This is a genomic window from Desulfovibrio desulfopostgatei (assembly GCF_053570645.1).
Window position 1 is genome coordinate 1621294 of record NZ_JBRBQS010000002.1, and the last position, 23983, is coordinate 1645276.

Here is a 23983-nt window from a genome sequence, read left to right on the forward strand (position 1 = left end):
CCTCCGTCCTGTCCGTAAGCAGCATGCCACTTTGCATCGTTTCGATTACAAACGACATGCCTATGTTTGCCGGGAAGCATAGCTGGTAATTTCACAAGACGCAACAATCATCTTTAATATATGTATTCCGGCCCGTTATCCTGCGCATAGTGACGCATAGGGGCACCAGTCGCAATGGCGGTCCGGACGCGCCGTAAAGGACGGCGCATGGCGCATGTGCAGCAATACAAGAGAAAGCGCCGCGTGGCAGTATCCAATGGCCTCCGCCAGGTCTTCATCCACCAGCCCTCCAAAAAGAGGATACTCCCTGCCAGCGTTGCGCAGCTCAACCAAGGCTGCATCGCCGACCGGGCCAAGGCCGCTGCCCACAGCCATGCTCACATAGCAGGGCAGTTGCAGGCTGGGCAGCCGGGGCCGCAACTCTTCAAACAGGGCATCCATATCTTCAAGCATCTGGGCGTCAGGCTCGTACCCCCCGCCAGTTTGCGTCTGGCGCAGGGCCGCAAAAAGGCTTTCAATACGCCTGAAATAAAGAATGTCGCCCCACAGGCTTCCATCATGTAATTTAAGGCTGCCGGTCTTGTAGTCAAGGATGTGCAGCAGGTCATCCCGCCGGTCAATGCGATCCATTATGCCCGTAAAGGAATATTCGCCGCCTGCCAGCGACAGCGTGGCCTTGAGTTCTTCCTCCAGCGCCACAATGATTGTGCTGTCGGGCTGGTTATCCAGAAATCGTTGCAAGCGTACAGGGGCGGCTTCTTCCAGCATGAGGCAACTGTCCGGCGGCAAAATGCGGCGCAGGTCGGCCTTTTCAAGCTCCTCATGAAACCGCGCAAGCATGGTCTCACGGCTGATATCGCCCCGGCGCACCTCTTTATTGAGATACGGTTCGTACAGCGCGTGCAGCGTATCGTGAATGCAGATGCCCACGGCTGCGGGGTCGTCCCCTTCGTTGACCTCCTGCGGCGGTTGCAGCCTGCAGAGGTATTGCCAGGCAAAGCGCAGAGGGCACTGCTGGTAAACATCCAGCCTTGTGGGCGAAAGCGGTTTTTGCAGCAGGGCCAGCATGGCCTCGTGCAAGGCCTCTGTGCGGGGCAGGCTTTTGGGCGCGGCAGGGGTGCTGCGCACCACGCAACGGGCCATGCCCAACGGCCCCTGACCGGGCACAAGCAGCTCGCCACGGCGTTGTTCTTCTTCCCACAGCAGTTGCTCAACAAAGCGGCTGCGGCTTTTTTTGCCGTCAAAGAGCGCAGAGCGGCTGATGCCCTCCTGCCAGAAAAAGCGCACCTCCTGCGCCCCGGCGCAGAGCCGGTACAACGTGTGGGCTGTCGCCCGTTCGCGCCTGCGGGCATCGGGCAGGCCAAGCACCTGCCGCAATGAATCGGGCAGCAGAGGATCCTGCGCAGGGTTGCCGGGCAGTTTGTCGTCCGTGGCATCCACAATAAGCACCCTGTCAAAGTGCAGCAGGCGCGTTTCAAGCATGCCGAGCACCTGCAAGCCCGTGAGCGGCTCCGCCTCAAAAGGCACGCGCTCCTGTTGCAGCACTTCGCGCACTATGCCGTGCAACACGCTGGTGGGAAAGGGCGTCTGCGCAAGGCAGTTTTGCCGCAACACAGGGGCCGCATGGCGGGCAAGCCGGTACATGGCCTCTGCATCCAGCGGAAAATGCCGCCACATGTCGCCGCCGTTGCGCAGCAGAAAATCGCAGATGTTTTGCAGGCACAGGGCCATGCCCTCGGTAGTGTCCACCTGCCCTGGCTGGCGCACCAGCACATTGAGCGTGGCTTCAAAAAGCTCAAAAAGCGCAGGATGCATGCCCGGGGCGCACTCCCGCGCAACCTCGTTCATATCCACAAACCGCGCCCCGCCGCGGATCATGCCCTCAATGCGGCGCAAGACCTCGCGCAAATAAAGGGGCGTCGCGCTGCCATCATCCACGCGTAGCAGGTTCAGATAGGGGTGCCGCAGGCACTGGAGCAGGTTGCGCCAGTAATAGCGGCCATCTTCCGTCCTGTTTTCCTGCAATTGCAGCAGAGCCTCAAGCAGGCGGTTAAGGGGCGAGCGCTCCAATGGGTAGCCCATGGAAACGTTGACGTCCTTGTTGGGCAGATGGTGCAGCACTGGCATGAGCAGGGCGCTGTCCGTGAGCACGACCGCCGTGGAAAGCCCGTCAGGCGCGGCTAAATCATTGCTGCCGCCGTTGCTGGCGCTCGGTGCCGCCAGTTCTTCATGCAAAGCTTTAAGCTGCGAATGGCAATCGTACCCGGCAAAAAACGATATGCGCGGTTTGTGCGCGGCCTCGGCGTCCGCAGGCTCCACGGCAAGGCGCGCAGTGGCCTTCCAGCGGCGCAGCCACGCGGCCTGAGCCTCGCACGCCCAGTGCGGCGCGGCGCCAAAAGCCAGCGCCGGATCTGCATGCAGGCAAATCTGCCCGCCAGCCTGCCACAGCCTGTGCAGCAGGGCTTCCTCACTGCCGGTGAGCAATGAAAATCCGGCCATCACAACGGGTCGGTCATCTGCGGGCGTAAAAAAGCGGGGCAGGGCAAGTCCGTCTTCGCTGACGGTAAAGGAGTCCAATCCCGGCGTCGTCCAGCGGCGGGCCTCCAGCGCGGCCACATAGGCCTTGCCTATGCGCCCCAGAGCGCCCAGCAGGGCAGCCGCAGGGCCGGAAACCTCCTGCTCCACATGGCTGAGATCCACAGCAGCCACGCGCTGGCCCAGCATTTCTTCCAGCAGGTTTGAGAGCCGCAAGCCCCAGGGCAGAAAGTGCGCCATGTCCATACGGGCAAAACGCGCGGCAAGGCCTTCGTCATCCTGCGCGAGACCCATAACACACTCGTGCAGCAGGGCGACCCTGTCCAGCACGTTGGCCGTGTGCAGAGGGTCTGCGCTGGTTTGCGACCGCCAGGCCGAGATCACATCCGCCAGAGTCATGACCTTGGGCAGCAATCCCTGATAGCCTTCTTCCGCATAGAGCTTGGTAAGGTAACGCCAGGGTCGGTTGTGGGGCACGATCAGCAGGGTTGCGCCCGCCCGCCCCTTGCCGATGCTGGTCAGAAAGGCTTTGAGGTCGGGCAGAAAGGGCCGCTGCCAGGGAAAAACAAGAATCGGCGATGCGCTCATGCCTGAGCCTCCGTGGCGGGCAAAAGATCGCTGCAACGCTCGGCAAGAGCCGAAACGCCGTGCGCTTCCACAAGCTGAAACCGCCGCAAATCAAGGTACACCAGCAGACCGCGCGCACTGCCGGGGGCGCAGTCGTTCCCGGCTTCCAGGCAGGCAAGGTAGGTCTGTAGCTGCGCCACATGATCGGCTTCGGGCTGACCGCTTTTATAATCAAGCACCAGCGGCCCCCATGGCTCATGCACCAGCAAATCCATGCGCAGCAAGCGGCCCTCGGCATCCATGAGCGAATGTTCGGGCCAGCCCGTCTGCAGCCAGCGGGCAGCCTGCGGTTGCGACGCGAACCATTGCAGCGCCGCTGCGGCATTTTCCCGCAATGCGGCCTCGTCCGGCACAGGCAGCGAAAAATGCCCAAGGCCGAAGTTCAGCGCAGCCTGCGCGTCCGCCTGCGGATTGCCCGTTATGTGCAGATGCTCAAGGCACAGGTGCAGAAAGCTGCCCCTGTCTTCTGCGCGAAAGCTGAACCCTGCCAGTGGATTACGAAAAATCTTGAGGCGCGGCAGCCACTGCATGGGCCGCCATGCGGGGTCTGCAAAGCCAGCGGAATCCCCAGCATCCGGGGCCATTGCATTGCCCTGCGCGGTATCCGCAGAAGCAGCGGCTTCCTCGCCTTCCAGGCTTTCCGCAGCCTCTGCCTTGCTGCCCCAGGGGGCTGCGGCAGAAGCCTTCGCGGCTTTAGCAGCCGGGGCGGCATCGTGCGTGGCTGGCTCCTCGCCCACGGTGTAGGGGGCTGTGAACCCGGCCTCTTCCATAAGCATGTCCAGCACATCACTGGTAGAGCCGCGCCCGCCCACGGTGCTTGTGCGCAGCACATAGAGCGCATCGCGTGCGCGTGTAAAGGCCACGTAAAGCAGGTGGACGTTTTCACGGCACTGGCGGGCAAGCTCCTGATGATAGGGCGCGCCTAGATGCTTTCTGTTGCCCACGGCAAGGCGCAGGCCTTCGCGCTCGACCATCACGGTTTCATTGCCCATACGGGCGCGCAGGTCTGTCCACGGCACAATAACCACCGGGGCTTCCAAGCCCTTGGATTTGTGGATGGTCATAACGCGCACGGCATCCATGTTTTCGGGCATGGGCACCTTTTCTTCGCCGCTTTTGGCGCGCCAGTGCTCCAGAAATGTGGGCAGGGTGGCAAGGCCCTTTTCTTCCGCGCTGTGCAGCACTTCCATAAATCGGCGCAAAAAGGTCTCCGCCTCGGGGTAGCGCCGCTCCACATCCAGCCGGGCAAACCATTCAAGCGTCATGTCATAGGGCGTCATGAGGCCTGACTGACTGTGGAACGGGGCAAGCAGCCGCTGCCAGATTTCTGGCCAGCGCTTTTTGAACCGCTGGAACAGCGGCCCGCCTCTGGATGCCGCGCACCAGCCCGCAATGTCTTCGTGCGCAAGGGCCGCAGCTTCTGGATGCTCCCGAAAGATGCTACCGCACACAAGGCTCATAAAGGCGATGTCGTCCTCAGGATTATCAAGAAAGGAGAGCAGGGCCACGGCCTGCACCACCAGCGGGTGCGCGGCGAGCCGCAGGCTGTTTTCTGTAATCACGGGGATATTTTCGCGAATCAGCCTGTCTGCCACAAGGGTGGCCTTGCCGTTGCTGCGCACCAGAATGAGCACGTCGGCCCATGGATGGTGCGGCTCAATATCCTCATGCAGCAGGGTGCAGAGGCGTTCAAGCACATCTTCGCCCAGAGCCTCGGCATCCACGGAAAGGATGGTTTCCACGCGCACAAGGCCGCCCTCGCGGGCGTTTTCAGGGCATTGCTGCTCCGTGCCCGCAAAGGCGCGCACAAGGCCCTGAGCAGCCTGTCCGCAGATTTCCGGCGGGGTGCCCGTGGGTAAAAGGGCGGCCATGACCTTTGCGGCCATGTCCGGCTGCGCCAGGGGGCCGAAAATGCCGTTGTTGTGCTGCACGATTTCGCGGCGGCTGCGCCAGTTGTAGGGCAGATTGTCGCGCTGGCCATCGGGTGCGAGGGCTGTGAGGCCCGCATCGTCAAACACGCCGTCAAAAAGCTCCGGTTCGCCCCCACGCCAGCCGTAAATGGACTGCTTGACGTCGCCCACCCATGTGAGGGAACCACCGCGCGAGAGGGCTTCTTCCACAAGGGGGCGCAGGGCGTACCACTGCTCATTGCTGGTGTCCTGAAATTCATCCACCAGAAAATGCGTGAGGCGCGAGCCCATGCGGCACAGGGCCTCGGGCACGCCGTTGTCGCTTTCAAGCACCTGCCGCGCCATGTGCGGAATCAGCAGACCCGGCAGGCTGCCTTCCTGCCGCTGGTTTTGCACAAAGGCCTGCACAAGTGTACGCGCCAGAAGGAGCACAGGGGCAAGCCCCACGGCCTGACGCAGCAGGGGAGCGGTATCTACCAGAACCCCGGCGGCGCGGGCAAAGGCCTCGTAGGCTTTTTGCACTTCGTCGCTGACAACGGGCTTTTTCAAAAACAGGTCAGACGCGCTGGCCTTGCTCAGGTATGCCGAAGTCTTGCACTGCCCGGCGGCAATGGCCTCCACAGCCGCGAGGGCGTTTTTGCTGAAACTAAGGCCGCTTGCAGCCGCAGCAGACAGAAAGATATTGGCATGAGTAACGGCCAAGCTTTCCACTTCGCTCAGCCGCTTGTGCAGGGTTTCTGTGGACGAAATATCTTCAAAGCGCCCGAGTAGCACGTCATCCAGCAGGCCGCGCAACTGGTTGAGCAGTTTTTCGCCCGCAAGAAAGCCCGTGCTGTTCTCCCGCCAGGCCATGGCCCGATAAACCTCGCGCAGCAGGGATCGCATGGTTTCATCGCCCTGCCATGCGCGTTCAAGCAGTACATCAAGGTAGGGGGTGAGCACTTCTTCGGTGGCAAAGACAGGCTGAAAATCCGGATGCAGATCAAGTTCCAGCGCTGCCGCGCGCACAATGAGGTGCAGCAGGCTGTCGATGGTGCGGATGTTCAGCGCGCCCATATCGCGCATGATCACATCCACCCAGCGGGAGGCCTGCTCGGGCGAAAGCGCAAGCCCGCCCAGGGGCTGCCCGAGGGCCGCGCTCTTGAGTTGCCGGATGACGCGGTCGCGCATTTCGGTTGCAGCGGCATTGGTAAAGGTGATGGCGAGGATGTCGCCCCAGCCGCAGCGGCCGCCCGGCAAAAGCACGCAGGCCGAGGAAGCGGACGCGCTCGCGGGCGGCCCGCTCTGCACCAGCCTTTGCAGAAAACAATGCGTCAATTCATAGGTCTTGCCGGAACCGGCAGAGGCCTTGACCTGTCTGAGATGCTTCATGCTGCCGGTTACGCCGGGGGCAGCATGCCGTGCAGCATGCCCTGACCGGTGGATTCAAGCACAGCCCGCCACAGGTCTGAATAGATGTTGAGCTTGCGGCGCTTGCGGGTCACAAGCTCCAGCGGCAGATGGACGTAACGGTCCTGAATTTTGCCCACCACCATGTCTGTGCGCCCGGCCATGGCGGCATGCACGGCGTACTGGCCCAAAAATCCGCAATAAACCTTGTCATTGGCGTTGGCCGGGATGGAGCGGATGATATAGCTCGGGTCAATATATTTCAGCGAATGCTCAATGCCGCGCGCGCCCAGATAGGAACTGATATTCTTGCGCAGAAGGTCGGCCACATCGCCAAGCACGGGGTTGCCCGACACATCCTTGGCGGCGTGGTTTTCCATAAGGTGCTGACCAGCGCCCTCGGCTGCCACAATAACGGCATGCCCGCGCGAGCGCAGGCGTTCTTCCAGCGCAGGCAGAAGCCCGCCCTCGCCCTCAAGGGCAAAGGGAGCTTCCGGAATCAGCACAAAGTTCACTTCTTTGAGGGCCAGAGCAGCGCGCGCGGCGATAAAGCCGGATTCGCGCCCCATCAGCTTGACCAGCCCAATGCCGTTGGGCACGCCGCAGGCCTCGGTATGGGCGCATTCAATGGCCTCTGTGGCCTTGAAGGCGGCAGTTTCAAAGCCGAACGACTGGGGAATGAAGTTGATGTCGTTATCAATGGTTTTGGGAATGCCGATGACGGATATCTTGAGCCCGCGCACCTGCACCTCGCTGCTGATGGCAAGGGCGGCCTTCATGGTGCCGTCGCCGCCAATGACAAAGAGAGCGTTGACGTTGCTGCGTTCAAGGGTATCCACAATTTCCTCGGCAGACTGCGGCCCGCGTGAGGAACCAAGCATGGTGCCGCCAAAACGGTGAATGTCCGCCACGCTTGAAGGCGTAAGCTCAAAGGGGGCATGACCGTACTTGGGAATAAAACCCTCAAGCCCGTAGGCGATGCCCAGAATGGAGGGCACGTTGTAGGCGTGGAAGGCCTCCATCACAATGGCGCGGATGACATCGTTGATGCCGGGGCAAAGCCCGCCGCAGGTCACGATGGCGCACTTGGCGCGGGTGGTGTCGAAGTAGAGTTTTTTGCGCGGGCCAGCGGCCTCAAGGCAGACACTGAAGGGCGCGTTCACTTCTTCCGACAGTTCTTCATCCACAACAATCTGCACGGTCTTGTTGTCTGCCCAGGTGCGGTAGGGCAGCACAGAATCAAGCTTGCAGGGGCCAAGCGTGCGGATTTCCGTTTGCAGCGAACATTCTTGCATGGTGCAGCCTCGGCTGTTTTGGAGCTATTTGCTTAAACCAAGTTCCGCCGCATGGGCGCGCATGGCTTCGATGGACAGAGCCAGAAAAGCATCAAGCTCAAGCCCGGCCTCGGCGCACTGGCGGATGTTGTCGCGGCACACGCTGGCCGCAAAGGCTTTATCCTTCATCTTTTTCTTTATGCTTTTAACTTCCATGCCTTCCATGCCTGTGGGGCGCATGAGCGCAGCGGCAGAGATAAGCCCGGTGACGGTTTCGCCGCAGCGCAGGGCGTAATCAAAGCGCGAGGCAGGGCCAGCCGCGCCGTTCATTTCCGCATTATGGGCGCGAATGGCAGTGAGGGCTTCGTCCGGCAACTGGCCAGCCAGCATCTCTGCGGTGTCCAGCCCGTGCCGGCTGGCGTTTTCCGCCGTGGCGGGGTAGTCGAGGTCGTGCAAAAGGCCAGTGAGGCCCCAGAGGTCTTCATTTTCGCCAAAATGTTGGGCAAGAACGCGCATTATGGCCTCGGAGGCCAGGGCATGCTGCAACAGTGAAGGCGGTGTTTTTTGCTCGGCCAGCAGAGCGAGGGCCGATTGACGTTCTATCATGGCAAGTACTCCCTTATGTTTAAAAATGTAAATCAGGCAACCCGGCTTTGCAAGCCGCGCGAGGTGAATGGCCGATGCGCAGCCGTGGCTCGACCCGCAGCCCAGTTGACAGCACGGCATTAATGACGGAAAAGAACCTTTTCGGAATACATATTCCACTACCTTTGCCGAAGCGACAATTTATGCCTATATACGGTCTCCGTTTCAGAACGCTTGGACAAACAAGCTACTATACCGGCCCCTCCGGCTTCAAACGGGGGGATCATGTGCTTATTGAGGCAGAGCAGGGCCAGACCCTCGCCGAAATAGTATCCGGCCCCGCAGAGCATTTGCCCGGACAGATGGAGCAGGAACTGCCCTCCATTTTGCGCCATGCCGGTTCAGAAGACATCCACCGTGGCGAAGCCAACGAGCAGATGGCGCGTGAAGCGCAACAGTTCTGCCGCCAGTGCATCCGCGACCGCAACCTTGATATGAAGCTTGTGGATGTGGAGGTCTTTTTTGACCGCAGCAAGCTCATCTTTTACTTCACTGCGCCTTCCCGCATTGATTTTCGCGATCTGGTCAAAGACCTTGTGCGTGAATACCGCGCGCGCATCGAGCTGCGCCAGATAGGCGTGCGCCACGAAACGCAGATGGTGGGCGCTGTGGGCAACTGCGGCATGGTCTGCTGCTGCCGCAGGTATCTGCGCAAATTTGCGCCCGTGACCATCCGCATGGCAAAAGAGCAGAACCTCTTTCTGAATCCTGCCAAAATTTCGGGCATTTGCGGCCGTTTGCTCTGCTGCCTTTCTTACGAACAGGACAACTACGACCATTTTCACCGCATGTGCCCGCGCCTCGGCAAGAAATACCAGACGGACAAAGGCCCCATGAAGGTTCTGCGGGCCAACATGTTCCGCAATTCCCTTTCTGTGCTGACGGAAAACAACGAGGAAGTCGAACTGAGCCTGGACGACTGGCAGGCGCTTTCGCCCCACAGGCCGGAGGCCCCCCAGGGTGCGCAGCCAAAGCAGCCGCCCAAAGGCCCCATGAACGACAACAGCCTGCTTGTGGTTTCCGCCACGCCGGATACTCTTGACTCTCTTGATTTTATGGATGAATTCCGTCAGGACGAGCGCGATACCCAGCCCGAGGAATCCACCCCCGCCGAATCCGGCGAGCGCGCCCCCGGTGGAGAGGCTCAGGCCGAACCGGGCAAGAATCGCCGCAAACGCCGCCGCAACAAGTCGCAGCGGCCCGACCACGACTAGCAATTAAGCTTACGGAGCCTTGAGTGAACAGCTTTTTCATCACAACGCCCATCTACTACGTCAATGCCAAGCCCCATCTGGGGCATGCCTATACCACTGTGGTTGCCGACGCCATGGCCCGCTACCACAAGCTGATTGGCGAGGACACCATGTTCCTCACCGGCACGGACGAACACGGCGACAAGATTGTTCAGGCGGCGGAAAAACAAGGTCAGACTCCAAAGGAGTTTGTGGACGACATCAGCGCCCGCTTCCGCGCCTTGTGGCCCAAGCTTGACGTTGCCAACGACCGCTTTGTGCGCACCACCGATCCCGAACATATCAGCGCCGTGCAGGCCTTTTTGCAAAAGGTCTATGACGCGGGCGACATCTATTTTGGCGAGTTCGGCGGGCATTACTGCTATGGCTGTGAACGGTTCTATACCGAAAAAGAGCTGGAAAACGGCCTCTGCCCCCAGCATCTGACCAAGCCGGAATTTATCAGCGAGAAGAACTACTTCTTCCGCATGTCCAAGTATCTGCCCTGGCTCAAGGAGCACATCGAGGCCAATCCTTCGTTTATCCGGCCCGAGCGCTACCGCAGCGAAGTGCTGGCCATGCTCGAATCCGGCGCGCTGGAAGACCTGTGCATCTCGCGCCCCAAATCGCGCCTGACCTGGGGCATTGAGCTGCCCTTTGACAAGGATTACGTCTGCTACGTGTGGTTTGATGCGCTACTCAACTACATTAGCGCGCTGAACTGGCCCGAAGGCGAAGACTTTAAAAAGTTCTGGCCCGGCGAACATCTGGTTGCCAAGGATATTCTCAAGCCCCACGCCGTATTCTGGCCCACCATGCTCAAATCTGCGGGCCTGCCGCTGTATGAGCATCTGAATGTGCACGGCTACTGGCTTGTGCGCGACACCAAGATGTCAAAATCGCTTGGCAATGTTGTGGAGCCGAGCGACATGGCCCAGCGTTTCGGGCCGGATGCCTTCCGCTATTTTCTGCTGCGCGAAATGCACTTTGGTTCTGACGCCAGCTTTAGCGAAGATGCCCTTGTGGGCCGCATCAATGCCGACCTTGCCAACGACCTCGGCAACCTGTTCAGCCGCGTGCTTTCCATGACGGCCAAATATTTCGGCAGCCATGTGCCCATGCCCAAGGCGCTTCAGGAAGACGACAAGGCCATTGCCGACCTGTGCGCCAACTCCATGCGCAACTTTGTGCAGCTTTTTGGCAACGTGCAGTTTGCCCAGGGGCTTGAATCCCTGTGGGAACTCGTGCGCGCCCTGAACAAATACGTGGACACCCAGGCCCCCTGGACGCTCTACAAGCAGGGCAACATGGAGCGCCTCGCAACCGTCATGTATGTCATGCTGGCGGCCATGCGCAAAACCGCGCTCTGCCTCTGGCCCGTCATGCCTGTGGCCTCTGGCAAAATGCTTGCCCAGCTTGGGCAGCCCGTGCAGGAAGGCCAGCCCCCGGTTGCCAATGTGGAAGACGAAATTGCCCATTTTGAAGGCCTTGAACCCGGCATTCAGGTAGCGGAAGGCTCCAACCTGTTCCCGCGTATTGAAGTGAAAAAAGAAGGCGCGGACAGCAAGGAACCCAAGGCCCAAAAGAAGGACAAGCAGGCGGAAAAACCGCAGGAAAAAGCCGCGCCCAATCAGGCTGCAGCAGAGCAGGGCGGGGCGGATACGCCTGCAGTCAAACCCAATGTGGAATTCGACCAGTTCAAGGCTCTGGATCTGCGCGTGGGCACAGTCAAAGTGGCGGAAAAGCACCCCAATGCCGACCGTATTCTGCGACTTGAAATTGACTTTGGCGAAGGTGAGCTGCGTCAGATTCTCTCTGGCCTGGCAGAGCACTATGCGCCGGAAGATCTGGTGGGCAAACGCGTGTGCGCAGTGCTGAACCTTGCCCCGCGCAAGATTCGCGGGCTGGTTTCGCACGGCATGGTGCTTACGGCAGGAACCGACAGCGCGCTCGGGCTGCTTGCTGTGGACCGCGACGTGCCTGACGGCAGCGAAATAGCATAATTCTGATGCGGTGAGCGGCGTCGCACCCGTGGTTCAAATGGGCGCGACGTCTGCAACCACCATCAGCAAACGGCAATACAGAACGATGGGCGGAAATGCTCTAGTGGGCCTTGGCCTCTTCTTCGCGGAACAGGCGCTCAAGGGCGGCGGCATCAAGCGGCGTAAGGTTGAAACGCATACCCGCTTCGTCCAGAAGGGCAGACAGGCTCTTGCCGGTATGCAGGGCGCGCTGTTCCGCCAGATAGGCCGCAGCCTTACGCACAAGTTCACCTTGCGGCATGATGGTTGTCATGGAGATATCCTTTTTTATTCACCCATAGCCGTTGTGCCGCCTTTTGGCAATGCTCTGCCCGCAGGTCGACACATCCCACACTAGGCGACAGGACTTCGCGCCAGAGGGTTTTTATGGATAATCTGTTTACTGCGGTAATTTTGAGCATTGTCGAGGGGCTGACGGAATTCCTGCCTGTTTCCTCATCCGGCCACCTTATTCTGGTTGGCGATCTGCTCAACTTTATGGGCGAAAAGGCCGCCACCTTTGAGGTGGTTATTCAGCTTGGCGCCATCATGGCTGTGGTGGTGCTGTACTGGAAGCGCTTCTGGGGCCTTGTGCGCCCTCAACCCTATGTGCGCTTTGCGGGCATGCGCGGCATCATGCTGCTTATTCTTACATCGCTGCCTGCCAGCGTGCTCGGGCTTTTGCTGCACTCGGCGATCAAGACCTATCTGTTCCGTCCGGAAACTGTGCTCATTGCTCTGGTTGTGGGCGCGGTGATGATGATAGTTGTTGAAAAACGCAAGTTCAAACCTTCGTATATTACGCTGGACGACATGACGCCCAAGCTGGCCCTTGGCATCGGCTGCTTTCAGTGCCTTGCGCTGTGGCCCGGTTTTTCGCGCTCGGCTTCAACAATTATGGGCGGCATGCTGCTTGGCGGCAAGCGCTCGCTGGCGGCGGAGTATTCGTTCATCGCCGCCGTGCCCATCATGGTTGCAGCTACCGGCTACGATATGCTGAAAAGCTGGCACCTGTTCAGCGCTGCGGATATTCCCTTTTTTGCCGTGGGCATGATCGGCTCGTTCCTCTCGGCCTTGCTGGCGGTCAAGGTATTCATCGCCCTCATGGGCCGCGTGACCCTGGTGCCTTTTGCCGTGTACCGCCTGCTGATTGCCCCATTTATTTATTATTTCATGGTGAACTAAAAAAAATGCTTGCCAAGGGGCGGCAAGTTTTATAATTAGATCGTCGCGCTAACGAGGCGCTGACACGGCAAGGTAGCTCAGTTGGTCAGAGCATGCGGTTCATACCCGCAGTGTCGGGGGTTCAAATCCCTCCCTTGCTACCAGAATTTCATACCCGGAAGTCTTACGAGACTTCCGGTTTTTTTTGTTTTTAGGCGCACACTGCTGTTGAGCAGCAGTGTGCGCCTAAGGCAACTCCCCATACTTTTTTTCACTACCGCGACATGATGCTTTCAAAATTTTTGTAATGGTGTTATTCTAAAAGTCCTGCACCACACTCCGTCAGATCAACAATTTGCCGTCTTTCCGCCTATAAAAATGAAAAACAGCACCATTTAAAACAAAGAGAACACCATGAAGGCCATTATAAGAAAAACACCAAAGAGCATGTATCAGCCTGTTGGAAACTATTCACATACAACCATCATACCCGCTAGCATGGACACCTATGTGTTTTCAGGGCAAATCGGCATCAGGGGTGACGGTTCTTTTCCAACGGCCTTTAACGATGAAGTGCAGCAACTCTTTACAAATATTAAAGTATTGCTCGATACGGAAGGACTGTCCGGACCAGATATTACCAAGGTTAATATCTGGTCCGTGAAAGAAATCGACTGGGATTATTTCGATAACGAGTGGGATAAGCTTTTTGGCAGCACTTACCCATCGATGACTATTGCGTATGTATCGGCATTAGGCCTGCCGGAAATCAGCATAGAAATTGATATCTGGGCTGCAAAGCAACCTCAGGGCTAAGTGCAGCAGGGTGCTCTTCATGAGCAGAAGGGCGCCCTAACCATGGATAGCTGGCATATTGCTCTGGCGAGGGAATTGATAACCTGCACCATACATGGTAATTTATTGAAAGTTCTTCATTGGCTACCTTGGGGGCATTATGAAAGAAAAAACTGTCTACCGCTGCAAGCGCTGTGGTGATGTTTTTTACTGCCCGACTGGCATGCTGGACAAAGCCTTCTTTAACTTTCGGCGGGTTTTCAAGTTATTGTCATGCCCACGATGCGGAAGTACGCTTATACATGAAGAAGAGTACGTGGCTGAAAAAAAGAAACAGGACAATGCTGCAATAGATAAATAGCCTGATCTGGTTATGCACAGGCAGGCAATATTTTTGCCATCCAGCAAAACAGGCTCGCGTTATAACCAATATATACGGCGTTTATGCCTTGTGGTGCGCAAAAGCGTACGGGGCATAAACGCCTTGCCTTTTACTCCGGTGCCGTCATGCAGTTTATACATTTGCCCCACAACGCCAAGCCTGAGCAGTACGCAACGTGGCACAGCGCAGCTCTGCACAGCGCTCAGGCCGACCCTTTCAGTTGTACGCCAGCATGGCAACTTGCCTTTCATGACGCCTTTGGTCCCAAGCGGCGTTTGTTGTTTGCAGAAGCCGACAGCAGTGTTATTGCCCTTGCGGAAGGCCTTGTTTCGCCAGAAGAAATCTACATCACGCCCCTTGAACCCTCGTGGTTCTTTGGCTGCCCGCTGCTGGGCAGCCATGCCCCGCAGCTATTTGCCGACGCCATGCACTTTTTTACCAGAACCTATGCCCCCAGATTTCCCAAGGTTCTTGTGGGCGGCCTTGGCCCTGGCCTGGATTATGTGCAGAACATGCTCAACAAAACAGGCATGCCGCTCCAGGCGCACCTCGTAAAAGCGGGCATTCAGGGATCGGCTTCACTTGCTGGCGGGCTGGACGGCTATCTTTCGCGCCGCTCGGCCAATCTGCGCCGCAACCTGAAACGTTCGGCCAAGAAGGCGCACGAGCTGGGCATCTCTTATGAACGGGTGCTGCCTTCAACGGAAGACGAAGCAAAGGCGGCGTATGCCCGCATGATCGCCGTTGAACGCACAAGCTGGAAGGGGATTGACCACTGCGGCATGGCGGAGCCGGGCATATGCGATTTTTACGCATTTCTGCTCCAGCGGCTCGCGCCGGAAAAGGGTGCGCGCGTCATTTTTGCCCGCCGTGAAGATACGGACGTGGGCTTTATTTTTGGAGGCCTGGCAGGGGATATCTATCGCGGACAGCAGTTCAGCTATGCGCAGGATTGCCATGAGCTTTCACTGGGCAACCTCATGCAGATTGAAAAAATCCGCTGGCTCTGCGAGGAAGGTGTGCAACGCTATGACATGGGGCCTCTCGATGGCCCCAAAATGCAATATAAGACGCACTGGACGGAAACGGCCTTTCCCATCAGGACATGGCTCATAGAAAAGGCCTGAACACCGCCAAAAGGGCAGGGGGGCAACAGACCCCGCAGCCCGCATGCCATCACAGGTTAGCGTTCCAGAAAAGCATGGCCACCCGCGAGCTGCCAGTTTCGTGCACCATGCCGTTCTTGCTCATGGCGCACAGTTTGTCTGCCAGGGCGATCTCTTGCACCTCTGAGAGCTGGCCTCTACTGTTAAAATGCCGCGTGTACATCACAATGGCTTCTTCCAGCGGGCATTCAGAATCCCACGTGCGCTCAAAGTATTCCACTTCTGGATAATAACCCTGCAACCACAGGATATTGAAGGCGCAGTAAAGCCCCCGCCGGGTATAGTCGTCGTCATTCGTTGCACCAACAACTGGCGCAAGTTCCTTGCGCACAGAATTATCGCCAGTAACCTGCGTGATAAGGCAGCAGTAGCCCCGCGAGGCCTCTGTCATTTTTTCAAGAGTAACACGGTCATACACGGCAGGAGTGCGCGAGGCGAAAACAAGCTGAAACCGTTTTTGCCAGCCAAGCTGCTTCAGATCCGCAGTATCCCAGTCAAGCACGTGAAAACGGGCGTTTTCCATACCAGCTTGTTGCGCATTTTTATTTGCGTATTCGATCATACCGGGCGCGATATCAAAACCTTCAACCTTGCCAGCCAGTCCCGCAAAAATTAGGGCATGCCTGCCTGGCCCGCAGCCTATGTCCAGCACGGCATCAGCCTTGCCAACCTTGGCGCGCGCTGCAACCTTTGCAACAAGATCGCGACGGTACGCGCTGGAATCTTCCTCGGCCGAATGGGTATTGAACGACTGGGCGCGGCGGCTCCAGAACTCCGCCAGATCTGTGCGATCCGGCTGCCTGTCTGCCCAGAATGCTTCAAATTGTTTTATGTCCATGTTCAAAACCTTTGTTTGCGCGCAATGCTGCGCCGTAATCCAGCAATGTTTTGCAAGGTTACAAGGAGACGGAGTGGGAATAAAGAAAAAACAGCCCGCTATTTCTGCGGGCTGACAGGCATTCAGTGGATGTCCTTTGACGAGATAGATGGAGCAGGGGAAAACCCCCTGCCCGGACACGGATTTCAGCCGGGCAGGGGCAGTTTATGGAGGCTAAACAATGGGGACGGGCTGGCCTACCACTTTTTTGCGGTCAAGCTCTTTATGCAGCTTTTCCACATCCAGGTTGCCAGTAACCCTTGAAACAAAGATGGTTGCAACACCATTGCCCACAAGGTTGGTGAGCGCGCGGGCTTCTGACATGAAGCGGTCAATACCGAAGATAACGGCAATGCTCTCTGGCGGTATGCTGCCCACAGAACTCAGCGTTCCGGCCAGCACAATAAAACCGCCGCCAGTAACTGCAGCCGCCCCCTTGGACGAAATAAGCAGAATACCCAGGAGCACAAGCTGATCGCCCAGCGGCATGGGTGTATTGGTGGCCTGGGCAAGAAATATTGCCGCCATTGTGAGATAAATGGCTGTTCCATCAAGGTTAAAGGAATAGCCAGCGGGAATCACAAGATCCACAACACTTTTGTTGCAGCCAACTTTTTCCATTTTGCGCAGCATGTTTGGCAGTACGGATTCGGAAGAAGACGTGCCAAGCACGATAAACAGTTCTTCACGAATATAGCGCACAAACTTGAAGATGCTGAACCCGCAGCTGAAGGAGATGGTCCCCAGAATGAACACGACAAAAAGGATGCTTGTAACATAAAAGCACACAATGAGCTCGCCAAGTACAAGAACAGAGCCAATACCCTCCTTGCCGATGGTAAAAGCCATTGCGCCAAATGCGCCGATGGGGGCCACGTGCATGATGATGCCGATAACCTTGAACAGCACTTCGGAAAGGCTCTTGATGAGGTCAAAGCAGAGCTTGCCCTTTTCGCCGCTGTAATTCAGGGCAAAGGCAAACAGCATGGCCACCAGCAGCACCTGGAGGATCTCGCCGCTGGTAAAGGCAGAAACAAAGGTATTGGGAATGATGTTGAGGAAGAAGTTGACGATATTGTTGTCTTTGGCCTTGCCAGCATACTGGGCGGCAATGTTTTTGTCCGCAGCGTTGAAGGTGCTAACGTCAACATTCATGCCCACGCCGGGCTGGGCCAGGTTGACCACCACAAGGCCGATAGCAAGTGCCGTAAGCGTAATGACGGTAAAGTACACCAGCGCTATACCGCCAGTTTTGCCCACCGCCTTGATATCTTTCATGCCAGCTATGCCGGTAACAACGGTTGAAAAAATCAAGGGCGCGATGATCATTTTAATGAGGTTGATGAAGCCCTTGCCCAAGGGTTGCATCTTGACGGCCAGTTCAGGATAAAAGTGACCCAAAAGAATGCCAATGAATATGGCAATGAGAACCTGCACATACAAAATTTTCAAGTACTTCATGGCTGGAATCCTGGCTTATGGCCTGATGTAAGTCTTGTTTCTCAGCTCTAGATACACCAAAAAATTCTTTTTTAAAATTGCAATTTAAATTTTACGTCAAGGTGGTATGATTATTTTTGACAAAATAACGCTTACTTTTTTGTTATAAAAATCGTACATAGTAGTATTTTTCTCTAAAAAAAATATATAATGAAAACAAACAAAAATATTACTATGATTATATAATATAGTAATTGACACCATAATATTGAATCCAAATTTTATTTTTAAAAAACTGTTTGTATGTTCCAACAATTTTTTTATGTACAACGTACAATAGTCATTGAATGAGGTATCACTGCATTGATCATAATTGCAATCAAATTATTTTTTTAACTAGTTGCATGAAAAACAACTGTTTGATTGAACAGTATAATTATAATTAGTAACATAAATAAGTATCTATAGCGCCACCTCAATTATCATCTATTGTTTTACCCTTGTCTTACCTCTGTGCATACTCATGGCATGGTGGCAATGGCTGCACAAAAAATATCCACCTGTATAAATTTGATTCAGCACCTACCAAAAGGCCCGAAAAAATCAGGACTAAAAAGACAATTGTTTTCCTTGTGCGGATGGCGTAATATGGCGGACTTGAGCAATAAGCCCAGCTTGTAAGGAGCAGGAAAACTATGACCGAGGATAAGTTCGCAACCTCCATGTCGGAGGAAGGCGCTGAGGATTTTGCCGCCATGCTGGCGGCCCACGACACCGCTTCAAACCGCCTGCAGCCCGGCCAGAAAGTGACCGGAACTGTAATTGCCATTACTGGCGACAGCGTTTTTGTGGACGTGGGCATAAAGGTTGACGGCATCATTGACCGCAAAGACATTCTTGATGCCGAGGGCAATGAAAGCGTTAAGCCCGGCGACAGCCTCGAAGCGTGGGTTACTGGTGTTTCCTCGCAAGAGATTCGCCTTTCCCGCTCCATGAGCGGCAGCGGCGTTGCCGCGCTTGAAGAAGCCCGCGATGCGGCAGTGCCGGTTGACGGCCGCATAACCGCAGTGTGCAAGGGCGGCTATACGGTTGACGTGCTTGGCAAACAGGCCTTCTGCCCTGGCAGCCAGCTTGGCGTTGCCACGTCTGAAGACGCCGCCGAAGTTGTGGGCCGCAGCATGCCGTTTCTGGTTATCCGCGTTGAAAACCGCGGCAGAAATGTTGTGGTTTCGCACCGCGCCATTGTTGAGCGCGAACGCGCCGAACAGCTTGATGCCCTGCTTGAAAGCCTCAAGCCCGGCGACATGGTTGAAGGCAAGGTCACGCGTTTCGCCGCTTTTGGCGCATTCATGGAACTTGCTCCTTCTGTTGAAGGCATGATCCATCTTTCCGAACTTTCCTGGTCGCGCGTGGGCGCTCCTGACGAAGCCGTGTCGCTTGGCGACACCGTGCGCGCCAAGGTTATCTCCATCAGCAAGGACAGCAAGGGCCACGTGCGCATTTCGCTTTCGCGCAAGCAGGCCGAGGGCGATCCCTGGCAGGATGTGACCACCAGACTTGAGTCTGGTACGGTTGTTTCCGGCAAGGTTGTGCGCCTCGCGCCCTTTGGCGCTTTTGTGGAGCTTCTGCCCGGTATTGAAGGCCTTGTGCATATTTCTGAACTGTCGTGGACAAAGCGCGTGGCCAAGGCCGAAGACGTGCTTGCGGCGGGCGAAGTCGTTTCGGTTAAAATCAAGGAAATCAACCTTGAAAATCACCGTATTTCCCTGAGTTTGCGCGATGCGGAAGGCGACCCGTGGAAGGAAGCAGCCCAGCAGTTTGCCGTTGGTTCAACGGTAAGCGGCACGGTTGAAAGCCGCACTCCCTACGGTCTCTTTATTACGCTGGCCCCTGGCATCACCGGTTTGCTGCCCGCTGGCGTCATCAAGAATTCCAAGCAGGGCAACCAGTACAGCAAATTGGACAAGGGCGACACCGTCACCCTTACTGTACAAAATTTGGACACCAGCGCCAGACGCATCAGCCTTGCCCCTGAAGGTGAACAAGCTGCCCAACCCGCCGAAGACAAGGCATGGAAGCAGCATACATCCGCCGGAAGCTCCAACAGCGGGTCTGGAATGAACATCATGGCACAGGCTTTGCAAAAGGCTCTGAAAAATAAGTAACCAGGAGCTTTTCCATGATGATAAAAAAATGTCTTGCAGCCATGCTTGCCGTGACCTTTCTTGCGGCATCGCAGCTTGCCCAGGCAGCCAATCTGCCCGACTTCAGCGAACTGGCGGCCAAAAGCGGCCCGGCAGTCGTAAACATCGGTACGGAACGGAAGGCCAGCGGTAACAGCCAGGACGATCTCATGGGGGAAATGTTCCGCAATATGCCGCCAGGATTTGACAAATTCTTTGACCAGTTCGGCGGCAAGCGCGGTGGCAAGCGCCCCCAGATGAAACAGAAGTCACTGGGATCCGGCTTTATTGTCTCCGCTGACGGCTATATTGTTACCAACAATCATGTGGTTGCCGATGCGGATGTTATCCGTGTGACCCTTGATCAGAGCAATGGCAAAAGCGAAGCCATCACGGCCAAGCTGGTTGGCGCAGATGAAGAAACCGACCTCGCACTGCTGAAAATTGAAACCAAAAAGACCTTGCCCTACCTTGCGTTCGGCAATTCGGATGAACTGCGGATAGGCGAGTGGCTGCTGGCCATCGGCAACCCCTTTGGGCTCGACCACTCGGTGACGGCGGGTATTCTTTCGGCCAAGAACCGCAACATACACGCTGGCCCCTTTGACAACTTTCTGCAGACGGATGCCTCCATCAACCCCGGCAACAGCGGCGGCCCGCTGCTGAACATGGCCGGGCAGGTGATTGGCATCAACACGGCCATTATTGCGAGCGGGCAGGGCATTGGCTTTGCCATTCCGAGCAACATGGCCGCCAAGATCATCGACCAGATCAAGTCCGGCAAAAAGATCAGCCGTGGCTGGATTGGCGTTGGTATTCAGGATGTTGAAGAAAATACCGCCAAGGCGCTGGGCCTCAAGGACGCCAAGGGCGCGCTTGTGGGCAGCGTTATGGAAGGCGAACCTGCTGCCAAGGCTGGCATGAAAGACGGCGACATCATTGTTTCCGTTGACGGCAAGGCAATTGATGACGCCGCGGCCCTGCTGCGCGTGATTGCCGACAAAACCCCCGGCAGCAAGGCTGCAATAACGGTGTGGCGCGATGGCAAAACCACTGAACTTTCCGTGACGCTTGGCGAACGCAAAACCTCGCAGACAGGCGACCAGAACGGCAAGGATCAAAAGCAGAAGGATGAAGGTTTGCTTGGTATTTCCGTCCGTCCGCTTACGGATGAAGAACGACGCGACCTCAAGATTGAGAAGAACGAAGGGCTGGTCATTATTGACGTCAATCCTGAAAAGCCCGCTGCCGAAGCCGATCTGCGCCCCGGCGACGTGATTCTCAAGGCCAACCTCAAACCCGTTCGCAGTGCTGCGGATCTGTCGAAAATCGTCAACGATGAAGGCGTCGCCCGCGGTGCCGTCATGTTGCAGATTTCACGGCGAGGCGATGTGTACTTCCGAACTGTAAGCCTGAGCAAGTAGCAGGCACAACTACACGGGCTGCCTCTTAACCGGGGCAGCCCTTTTTTTATCCATGAGCTTACGCATACTCAACATTGGCGGGCCGTATCTGGCCTCCGCCCTCAAACGCCTTGGGCACCACGTCATCACGGCGCATCCGGCAGCAGACGCCGACATTCCCTCACCGCACCCGTATTCTGTGCGACAACTCCTGAACCGCCTTGATACACTCGGTTTTGCGCCTGACGCACTTTTCTATTGCGATGACGGCAACATGCCAGAACTGCTTGATCCGGAAAATGCCCCCTGGCCTTCGGTGCGTTATTCCATTGATACCTACTGCAACCCCTGGCACATCCCGTATTCCAACGGTTTTGACGCAACCCTTGTGGCGCAGAAAGATTATGTGGAAGTATTTTCGCACGAGGGCATACCGGCGCGCTGGTTTCCACTGTTTTATCCCCAGATTCTTGAGCCAGTGGGGGATTTTGCTGCCCGCGACATCCCCGTAGCCTTTGTGGGAACCCTCGGGCACAAAAATAACCCGGACCGCGCGCCATTTCTCAAGGCCTTTCGCGCCAGACAGCCGCTGGTGGCAATTTCTGGCGATTACAAGCCCATCTTTACGCGCAGCCGCATTGTTCTTAACCAGACGGCGGCTTCGGAAGTGAATTTTCGCTGCTTTGAGGCTATCGCCTGCGGCGCGGCCCTACTAATGGAAACCTGCGGCAACGGCCTGAACGAACTCTTTGTTCCCGGCGAGGAAATTCTGCCCACATACCAGCGCAACGATGCGCAGGCAGCCGCGGCCATTGCCGCAGAAACCCTCGCAAACCCCGAAAAACTCGCGAAAATTGCCCAAGCCGGGGGCAGAGCAGTGGCCCGGCGCCATACAGACACGGCGCGCGCGGTCAGCCTGACGCAGATGCTCGCAGAAATGTGCGCCACTCAGGCGCACCGGGAGCGGCTTGAGCAGTCGCTTGAAAAGCGCACTGCTCTTGTACGCGGTGCATATGGCATGCTTTCCAGCGAGCTTTTTGACCCACAGCTTGAAGAACACCGCGATTTTTTTGAAAAAATGTGCCTTCGTCAGCCATAGCGCCATAAATACCTGGTAATGCATCAAGGGATGCATCCTGCATTGCAGGCATGTGCGATAGGGCATATAGTTGGCAGAGCACCACTTTTTGGAGGAATATCAATGCCAGTTGTGCATAGCGATGCCGGGCATCTGCCTGGGCTGGAAAAGCTGGAGAACATCCCCGCGCTCATGAGCGCGTATTACACCGAATTTCCCAATCCGGCGCTTGCAGCCCAGCGTGTTGCCTTTGGCACCTCGGGGCATCGGGGCACATCAGTGCTGTGCAGCTTTAACGAGGAGCACATCTATGCCATCACTCAGGCGGTGTGCGACTACCGCGCCGCCAAGGGCATTGACGGGCCGTTGTTTCTTGGCGGCGATACCCATGCGCTGTCAGAAGCCGCCTTTCGCTCCGCGCTGGAAGTGCTGGTAGCCAACAACGTGAATGTGCGCATTTCGGCTGGCGGGGCCTACACAGCCACACCGGCGATCTCGCATGCCGTGCTCAAATGGAATGCGGGCCGTGTTAACGGTCTGGCCGATGGCATTGTCATCACGCCTTCGCACAATCCCCCGCGTGACGGCGGCTTCAAGTACAATCCGCCCCACGGCGGCCCGGCAGAAGCCGAAGTCACCAGCCAGATTGAAAAATGCGCCAATGCCTACCTTGAAAACGGCAACAAGGGCGTAAAGCTCACACACCTGCGGGCGGCACGTGCCTCGTCGCTGGTGGAAGAATACGATTTCATCGGCAGTTATGTGCAGGACCTGGCTGGAGTGCTGGACATGAAGGCCATTGCCTCCTCTGGCCTGCGCATCGGCGTTGACCCCCTTGGCGGCGCAAGCTTGCCCATGTGGGAACCCATTGCTGAAGCCTACAGAATTGACCTTGAAGTGGTGAACAGGGCAGTGGATCCAACATTCCGCTTTGTTCCCTGCGACAAGGACGGCAAAATCCGCATGGATTGCTCCTCGCCCTATGCCATGAGCCGCCTGCTGGATCTGCGCGACCATTTTGACCTGAGTTTCGCCTGCGACCCGGATTCCGACCGACACGGCATTGTGACGCGCAATGAACTGATGAACCCCAATCATTATCTGAGCGTTGCCGCCTGGTATCTGTTCCGTACCCGCAGGGGGTGGCCCGCGCAGCGCGGCATAGGCAAAACCCTTGTGACAAGCGCCATGCTCGACAGGGTAGGGAAGGATCTTGGCCGCCCGGTTGTTGAGGTGCCTGTGGGCTTTAAATGGTTCGTGCCCTATCTGCTCAATGGGCGCTGCGGCTTTGGCTGCGAGGAAAGCGCGGGCGCTTCCTTCCTGTGCTTTGACGGCACGCCCTGGAGCACAGACAAGGACGGCCCCCTCATGTGCCTGCTGGCGGCTGAAATGATGGCGGTGGAGCAGTCCTCCCCCGATGAACTTTACGCAAAATTGACCGAGCGTCTTGGCGCGCCCGCCTATCAACGGCTTGATGCCCCGGCGGATGACAATGTACGGGCAAAACTTGCGGCGCTGACGCCTGAAAGCGTGAGCCTTAAAACTCTGGCTGGCTCGCCTGTTACCAGTGTGCTCACTCGCGCGCCCGGCAATGATGCCTCCATCGGCGGTGTAAAGGTGGTCAGCGATGACGGCTGGTTTGCCGTACGTCCCTCCGGTACGGAAGCCATCTGCAAAGTGTATACGGAGAGCTTCAAGGGCGAAGATCACCTGCAAGCCTTGCAAAAGGACGCCATCGATTTTCTTGAGCATTTGCTGAAAGGCGATGCCTGATTGGAGTACAGATAATCTTTCTCTGCCAAGCGCGCGTAGCGCGGCAATTTTTTGCGGTTCAATATAAAGGTATATAGCCCTTTAATCAG

Annotated in this window: 17 protein-coding genes and 1 tRNA gene; 11 read left to right on the forward strand and 7 right to left on the reverse strand. The window is 56.9% G+C overall.

Annotated features, from left to right (window positions below; genetic code table 11):
* Positions 1-135: 135 nt before the first annotated feature.
* The 4 genes from ACUZ9Q_RS07130 to ACUZ9Q_RS07145 are packed head-to-tail and all read right to left on the reverse strand — an operon-like array spanning position 136 to position 8341.
* Positions 136-3123: a PD-(D/E)XK nuclease family protein gene (locus tag ACUZ9Q_RS07130; protein ID WP_449247603.1), complete on the reverse strand. Its 2988-nt coding sequence runs from the start codon at positions 3121-3123 to the stop codon at positions 136-138.
* Positions 3120-6443: a UvrD-helicase domain-containing protein gene (locus ACUZ9Q_RS07135; RefSeq protein ID WP_449247604.1), complete on the reverse strand. Its 3324-nt coding sequence runs from the start codon at positions 6441-6443 to the stop codon at positions 3120-3122. Before ACUZ9Q_RS07135 ends, ACUZ9Q_RS07130 begins: the two co-directional genes overlap by 4 nt.
* A gap of 8 nt (positions 6444-6451) precedes the next feature.
* Positions 6452-7756: an ATP-dependent 6-phosphofructokinase gene (locus ACUZ9Q_RS07140; protein ID WP_449247605.1), complete on the reverse strand. Its 1305-nt coding sequence runs from the start codon at positions 7754-7756 to the stop codon at positions 6452-6454.
* A gap of 24 nt (positions 7757-7780) precedes the next feature.
* Positions 7781-8341, reverse strand: coding sequence for an HD domain-containing protein (locus ACUZ9Q_RS07145; RefSeq protein WP_192111770.1), 561 nt, complete (start codon positions 8339-8341; stop codon positions 7781-7783).
* 182 nt (positions 8342-8523) lie between these two features.
* Here ACUZ9Q_RS07145 and ACUZ9Q_RS07150 point away from each other — a divergent pair, with 182 nt between their 5' ends.
* Positions 8524-9594, forward strand: coding sequence for a PSP1 domain-containing protein (locus ACUZ9Q_RS07150; RefSeq protein ID WP_449247606.1), 1071 nt, complete (start codon positions 8524-8526; stop codon positions 9592-9594).
* 23 nt (positions 9595-9617) lie between these two features.
* Positions 9618-11615: a methionine--tRNA ligase gene (gene metG, locus ACUZ9Q_RS07155; RefSeq protein ID WP_308584281.1), complete on the forward strand. Its 1998-nt coding sequence runs from the start codon at positions 9618-9620 to the stop codon at positions 11613-11615.
* A 100-nt stretch (positions 11616-11715) separates the two neighbouring features.
* Here metG and ACUZ9Q_RS07160 read toward each other — a convergent pair whose 3' ends face one another.
* Positions 11716-11907, reverse strand: a complete 192-nt coding sequence (locus ACUZ9Q_RS07160; RefSeq protein WP_192111773.1) for a hypothetical protein — start codon at positions 11905-11907, stop codon at positions 11716-11718.
* A gap of 113 nt (positions 11908-12020) precedes the next feature.
* Between ACUZ9Q_RS07160 and ACUZ9Q_RS07165 the strand changes: the two genes are divergently transcribed.
* The 5 genes from ACUZ9Q_RS07165 (at position 12021) to ACUZ9Q_RS07185 (ending at position 15101) form a co-directional block, all read left to right on the forward strand.
* On the forward strand, positions 12021-12818 hold the full coding sequence (locus ACUZ9Q_RS07165; RefSeq protein ID WP_192111774.1) for an undecaprenyl-diphosphate phosphatase: 798 nt from the start codon (positions 12021-12023) through the stop codon (positions 12816-12818).
* A gap of 66 nt (positions 12819-12884) precedes the next feature.
* Positions 12885-12961, forward strand: a tRNA-Met gene (locus tag ACUZ9Q_RS07170).
* 250 nt (positions 12962-13211) lie between these two features.
* The gene (locus tag ACUZ9Q_RS07175; RefSeq protein WP_449247607.1) at positions 13212-13613 is read left to right on the forward strand and encodes a RidA family protein; all 402 of its coding nucleotides are present in this window, start codon (positions 13212-13214) and stop codon (positions 13611-13613) included.
* 139 nt (positions 13614-13752) lie between these two features.
* Entirely contained in the window at positions 13753-13953 is a 201-nt protein-coding gene (locus tag ACUZ9Q_RS07180) for a hypothetical protein (RefSeq protein ID WP_215647636.1), read from the forward strand.
* A gap of 146 nt (positions 13954-14099) precedes the next feature.
* On the forward strand, positions 14100-15101 hold the full coding sequence (locus ACUZ9Q_RS07185; protein WP_323390453.1) for a GNAT family N-acetyltransferase: 1002 nt from the start codon (positions 14100-14102) through the stop codon (positions 15099-15101).
* Positions 15102-15150: 49 nt separating this feature from the next.
* Here ACUZ9Q_RS07185 and ACUZ9Q_RS07190 read toward each other — a convergent pair whose 3' ends face one another.
* Complete coding sequence (locus ACUZ9Q_RS07190) at positions 15151-15978, reverse strand: class I SAM-dependent methyltransferase (protein WP_449247608.1); 828 nt, start codon at positions 15976-15978, stop codon at positions 15151-15153.
* Positions 15979-16191: 213 nt separating this feature from the next.
* Positions 16192-17478: a dicarboxylate/amino acid:cation symporter gene (locus ACUZ9Q_RS07195; RefSeq protein ID WP_449247609.1), complete on the reverse strand. Its 1287-nt coding sequence runs from the start codon at positions 17476-17478 to the stop codon at positions 16192-16194.
* A 674-nt stretch (positions 17479-18152) separates the two neighbouring features.
* Between ACUZ9Q_RS07195 and ACUZ9Q_RS07200 the strand changes: the two genes are divergently transcribed.
* The 4 genes from ACUZ9Q_RS07200 to pgm all read left to right on the forward strand — a co-directional run bounded on the left by ACUZ9Q_RS07200 (position 18153) and on the right by pgm (position 23894).
* Positions 18153-19622, forward strand: coding sequence for a 30S ribosomal protein S1 (locus ACUZ9Q_RS07200; protein WP_215647633.1), 1470 nt, complete (start codon positions 18153-18155; stop codon positions 19620-19622).
* 14 nt (positions 19623-19636) lie between these two features.
* Positions 19637-21064 (forward strand): DegQ family serine endoprotease, encoded by a 1428-nt coding sequence (locus tag ACUZ9Q_RS07205; protein WP_215647632.1) that lies wholly within the window; start codon positions 19637-19639, stop codon positions 21062-21064.
* A 52-nt stretch (positions 21065-21116) separates the two neighbouring features.
* Positions 21117-22142 (forward strand): glycosyltransferase family protein, encoded by a 1026-nt coding sequence (locus ACUZ9Q_RS07210; protein WP_227118349.1) that lies wholly within the window; start codon positions 21117-21119, stop codon positions 22140-22142.
* Between the two features lie 102 nt (positions 22143-22244).
* Positions 22245-23894, forward strand: a complete 1650-nt coding sequence (gene pgm / locus ACUZ9Q_RS07215) for a phosphoglucomutase (alpha-D-glucose-1,6-bisphosphate-dependent) (protein WP_449247610.1) — start codon at positions 22245-22247, stop codon at positions 23892-23894.
* Positions 23895-23983: the final 89 nt, after the last annotated feature.

Coding starts and splice junctions, on each gene's coding strand:
- ACUZ9Q_RS07175 (WP_449247607.1), top strand. CDS start 13,212: ATGAAGGCCATTATAAGAAAAACACCAAAGAGCATGTATCAGCCTGTT.
- ACUZ9Q_RS07140 (WP_449247605.1), bottom strand. CDS start 7,756: ATGCAAGAATGTTCGCTGCAAACGGAAATCCGCACGCTTGGCCCCTGC.
- ACUZ9Q_RS07210 (WP_227118349.1), top strand. CDS start 21,117: ATGAGCTTACGCATACTCAACATTGGCGGGCCGTATCTGGCCTCCGCC.
- ACUZ9Q_RS07150 (WP_449247606.1), top strand. CDS start 8,524: ATGCCTATATACGGTCTCCGTTTCAGAACGCTTGGACAAACAAGCTAC.
- ACUZ9Q_RS07145 (WP_192111770.1), bottom strand. CDS start 8,341: ATGATAGAACGTCAATCGGCCCTCGCTCTGCTGGCCGAGCAAAAAACA.
- ACUZ9Q_RS07190 (WP_449247608.1), bottom strand. CDS start 15,978: ATGGACATAAAACAATTTGAAGCATTCTGGGCAGACAGGCAGCCGGAT.
- ACUZ9Q_RS07180 (WP_215647636.1), top strand. CDS start 13,753: ATGAAAGAAAAAACTGTCTACCGCTGCAAGCGCTGTGGTGATGTTTTT.
- ACUZ9Q_RS07200 (WP_215647633.1), top strand. CDS start 18,153: ATGACCGAGGATAAGTTCGCAACCTCCATGTCGGAGGAAGGCGCTGAG.
- ACUZ9Q_RS07195 (WP_449247609.1), bottom strand. CDS start 17,478: ATGAAGTACTTGAAAATTTTGTATGTGCAGGTTCTCATTGCCATATTC.
- ACUZ9Q_RS07205 (WP_215647632.1), top strand. CDS start 19,637: ATGATGATAAAAAAATGTCTTGCAGCCATGCTTGCCGTGACCTTTCTT.
- ACUZ9Q_RS07130 (WP_449247603.1), bottom strand. CDS start 3,123: ATGAGCGCATCGCCGATTCTTGTTTTTCCCTGGCAGCGGCCCTTTCTG.
- pgm (WP_449247610.1), top strand. CDS start 22,245: ATGCCAGTTGTGCATAGCGATGCCGGGCATCTGCCTGGGCTGGAAAAG.
- ACUZ9Q_RS07160 (WP_192111773.1), bottom strand. CDS start 11,907: ATGACAACCATCATGCCGCAAGGTGAACTTGTGCGTAAGGCTGCGGCC.
- ACUZ9Q_RS07135 (WP_449247604.1), bottom strand. CDS start 6,443: ATGAAGCATCTCAGACAGGTCAAGGCCTCTGCCGGTTCCGGCAAGACC.
- ACUZ9Q_RS07165 (WP_192111774.1), top strand. CDS start 12,021: ATGGATAATCTGTTTACTGCGGTAATTTTGAGCATTGTCGAGGGGCTG.
- ACUZ9Q_RS07185 (WP_323390453.1), top strand. CDS start 14,100: ATGCAGTTTATACATTTGCCCCACAACGCCAAGCCTGAGCAGTACGCA.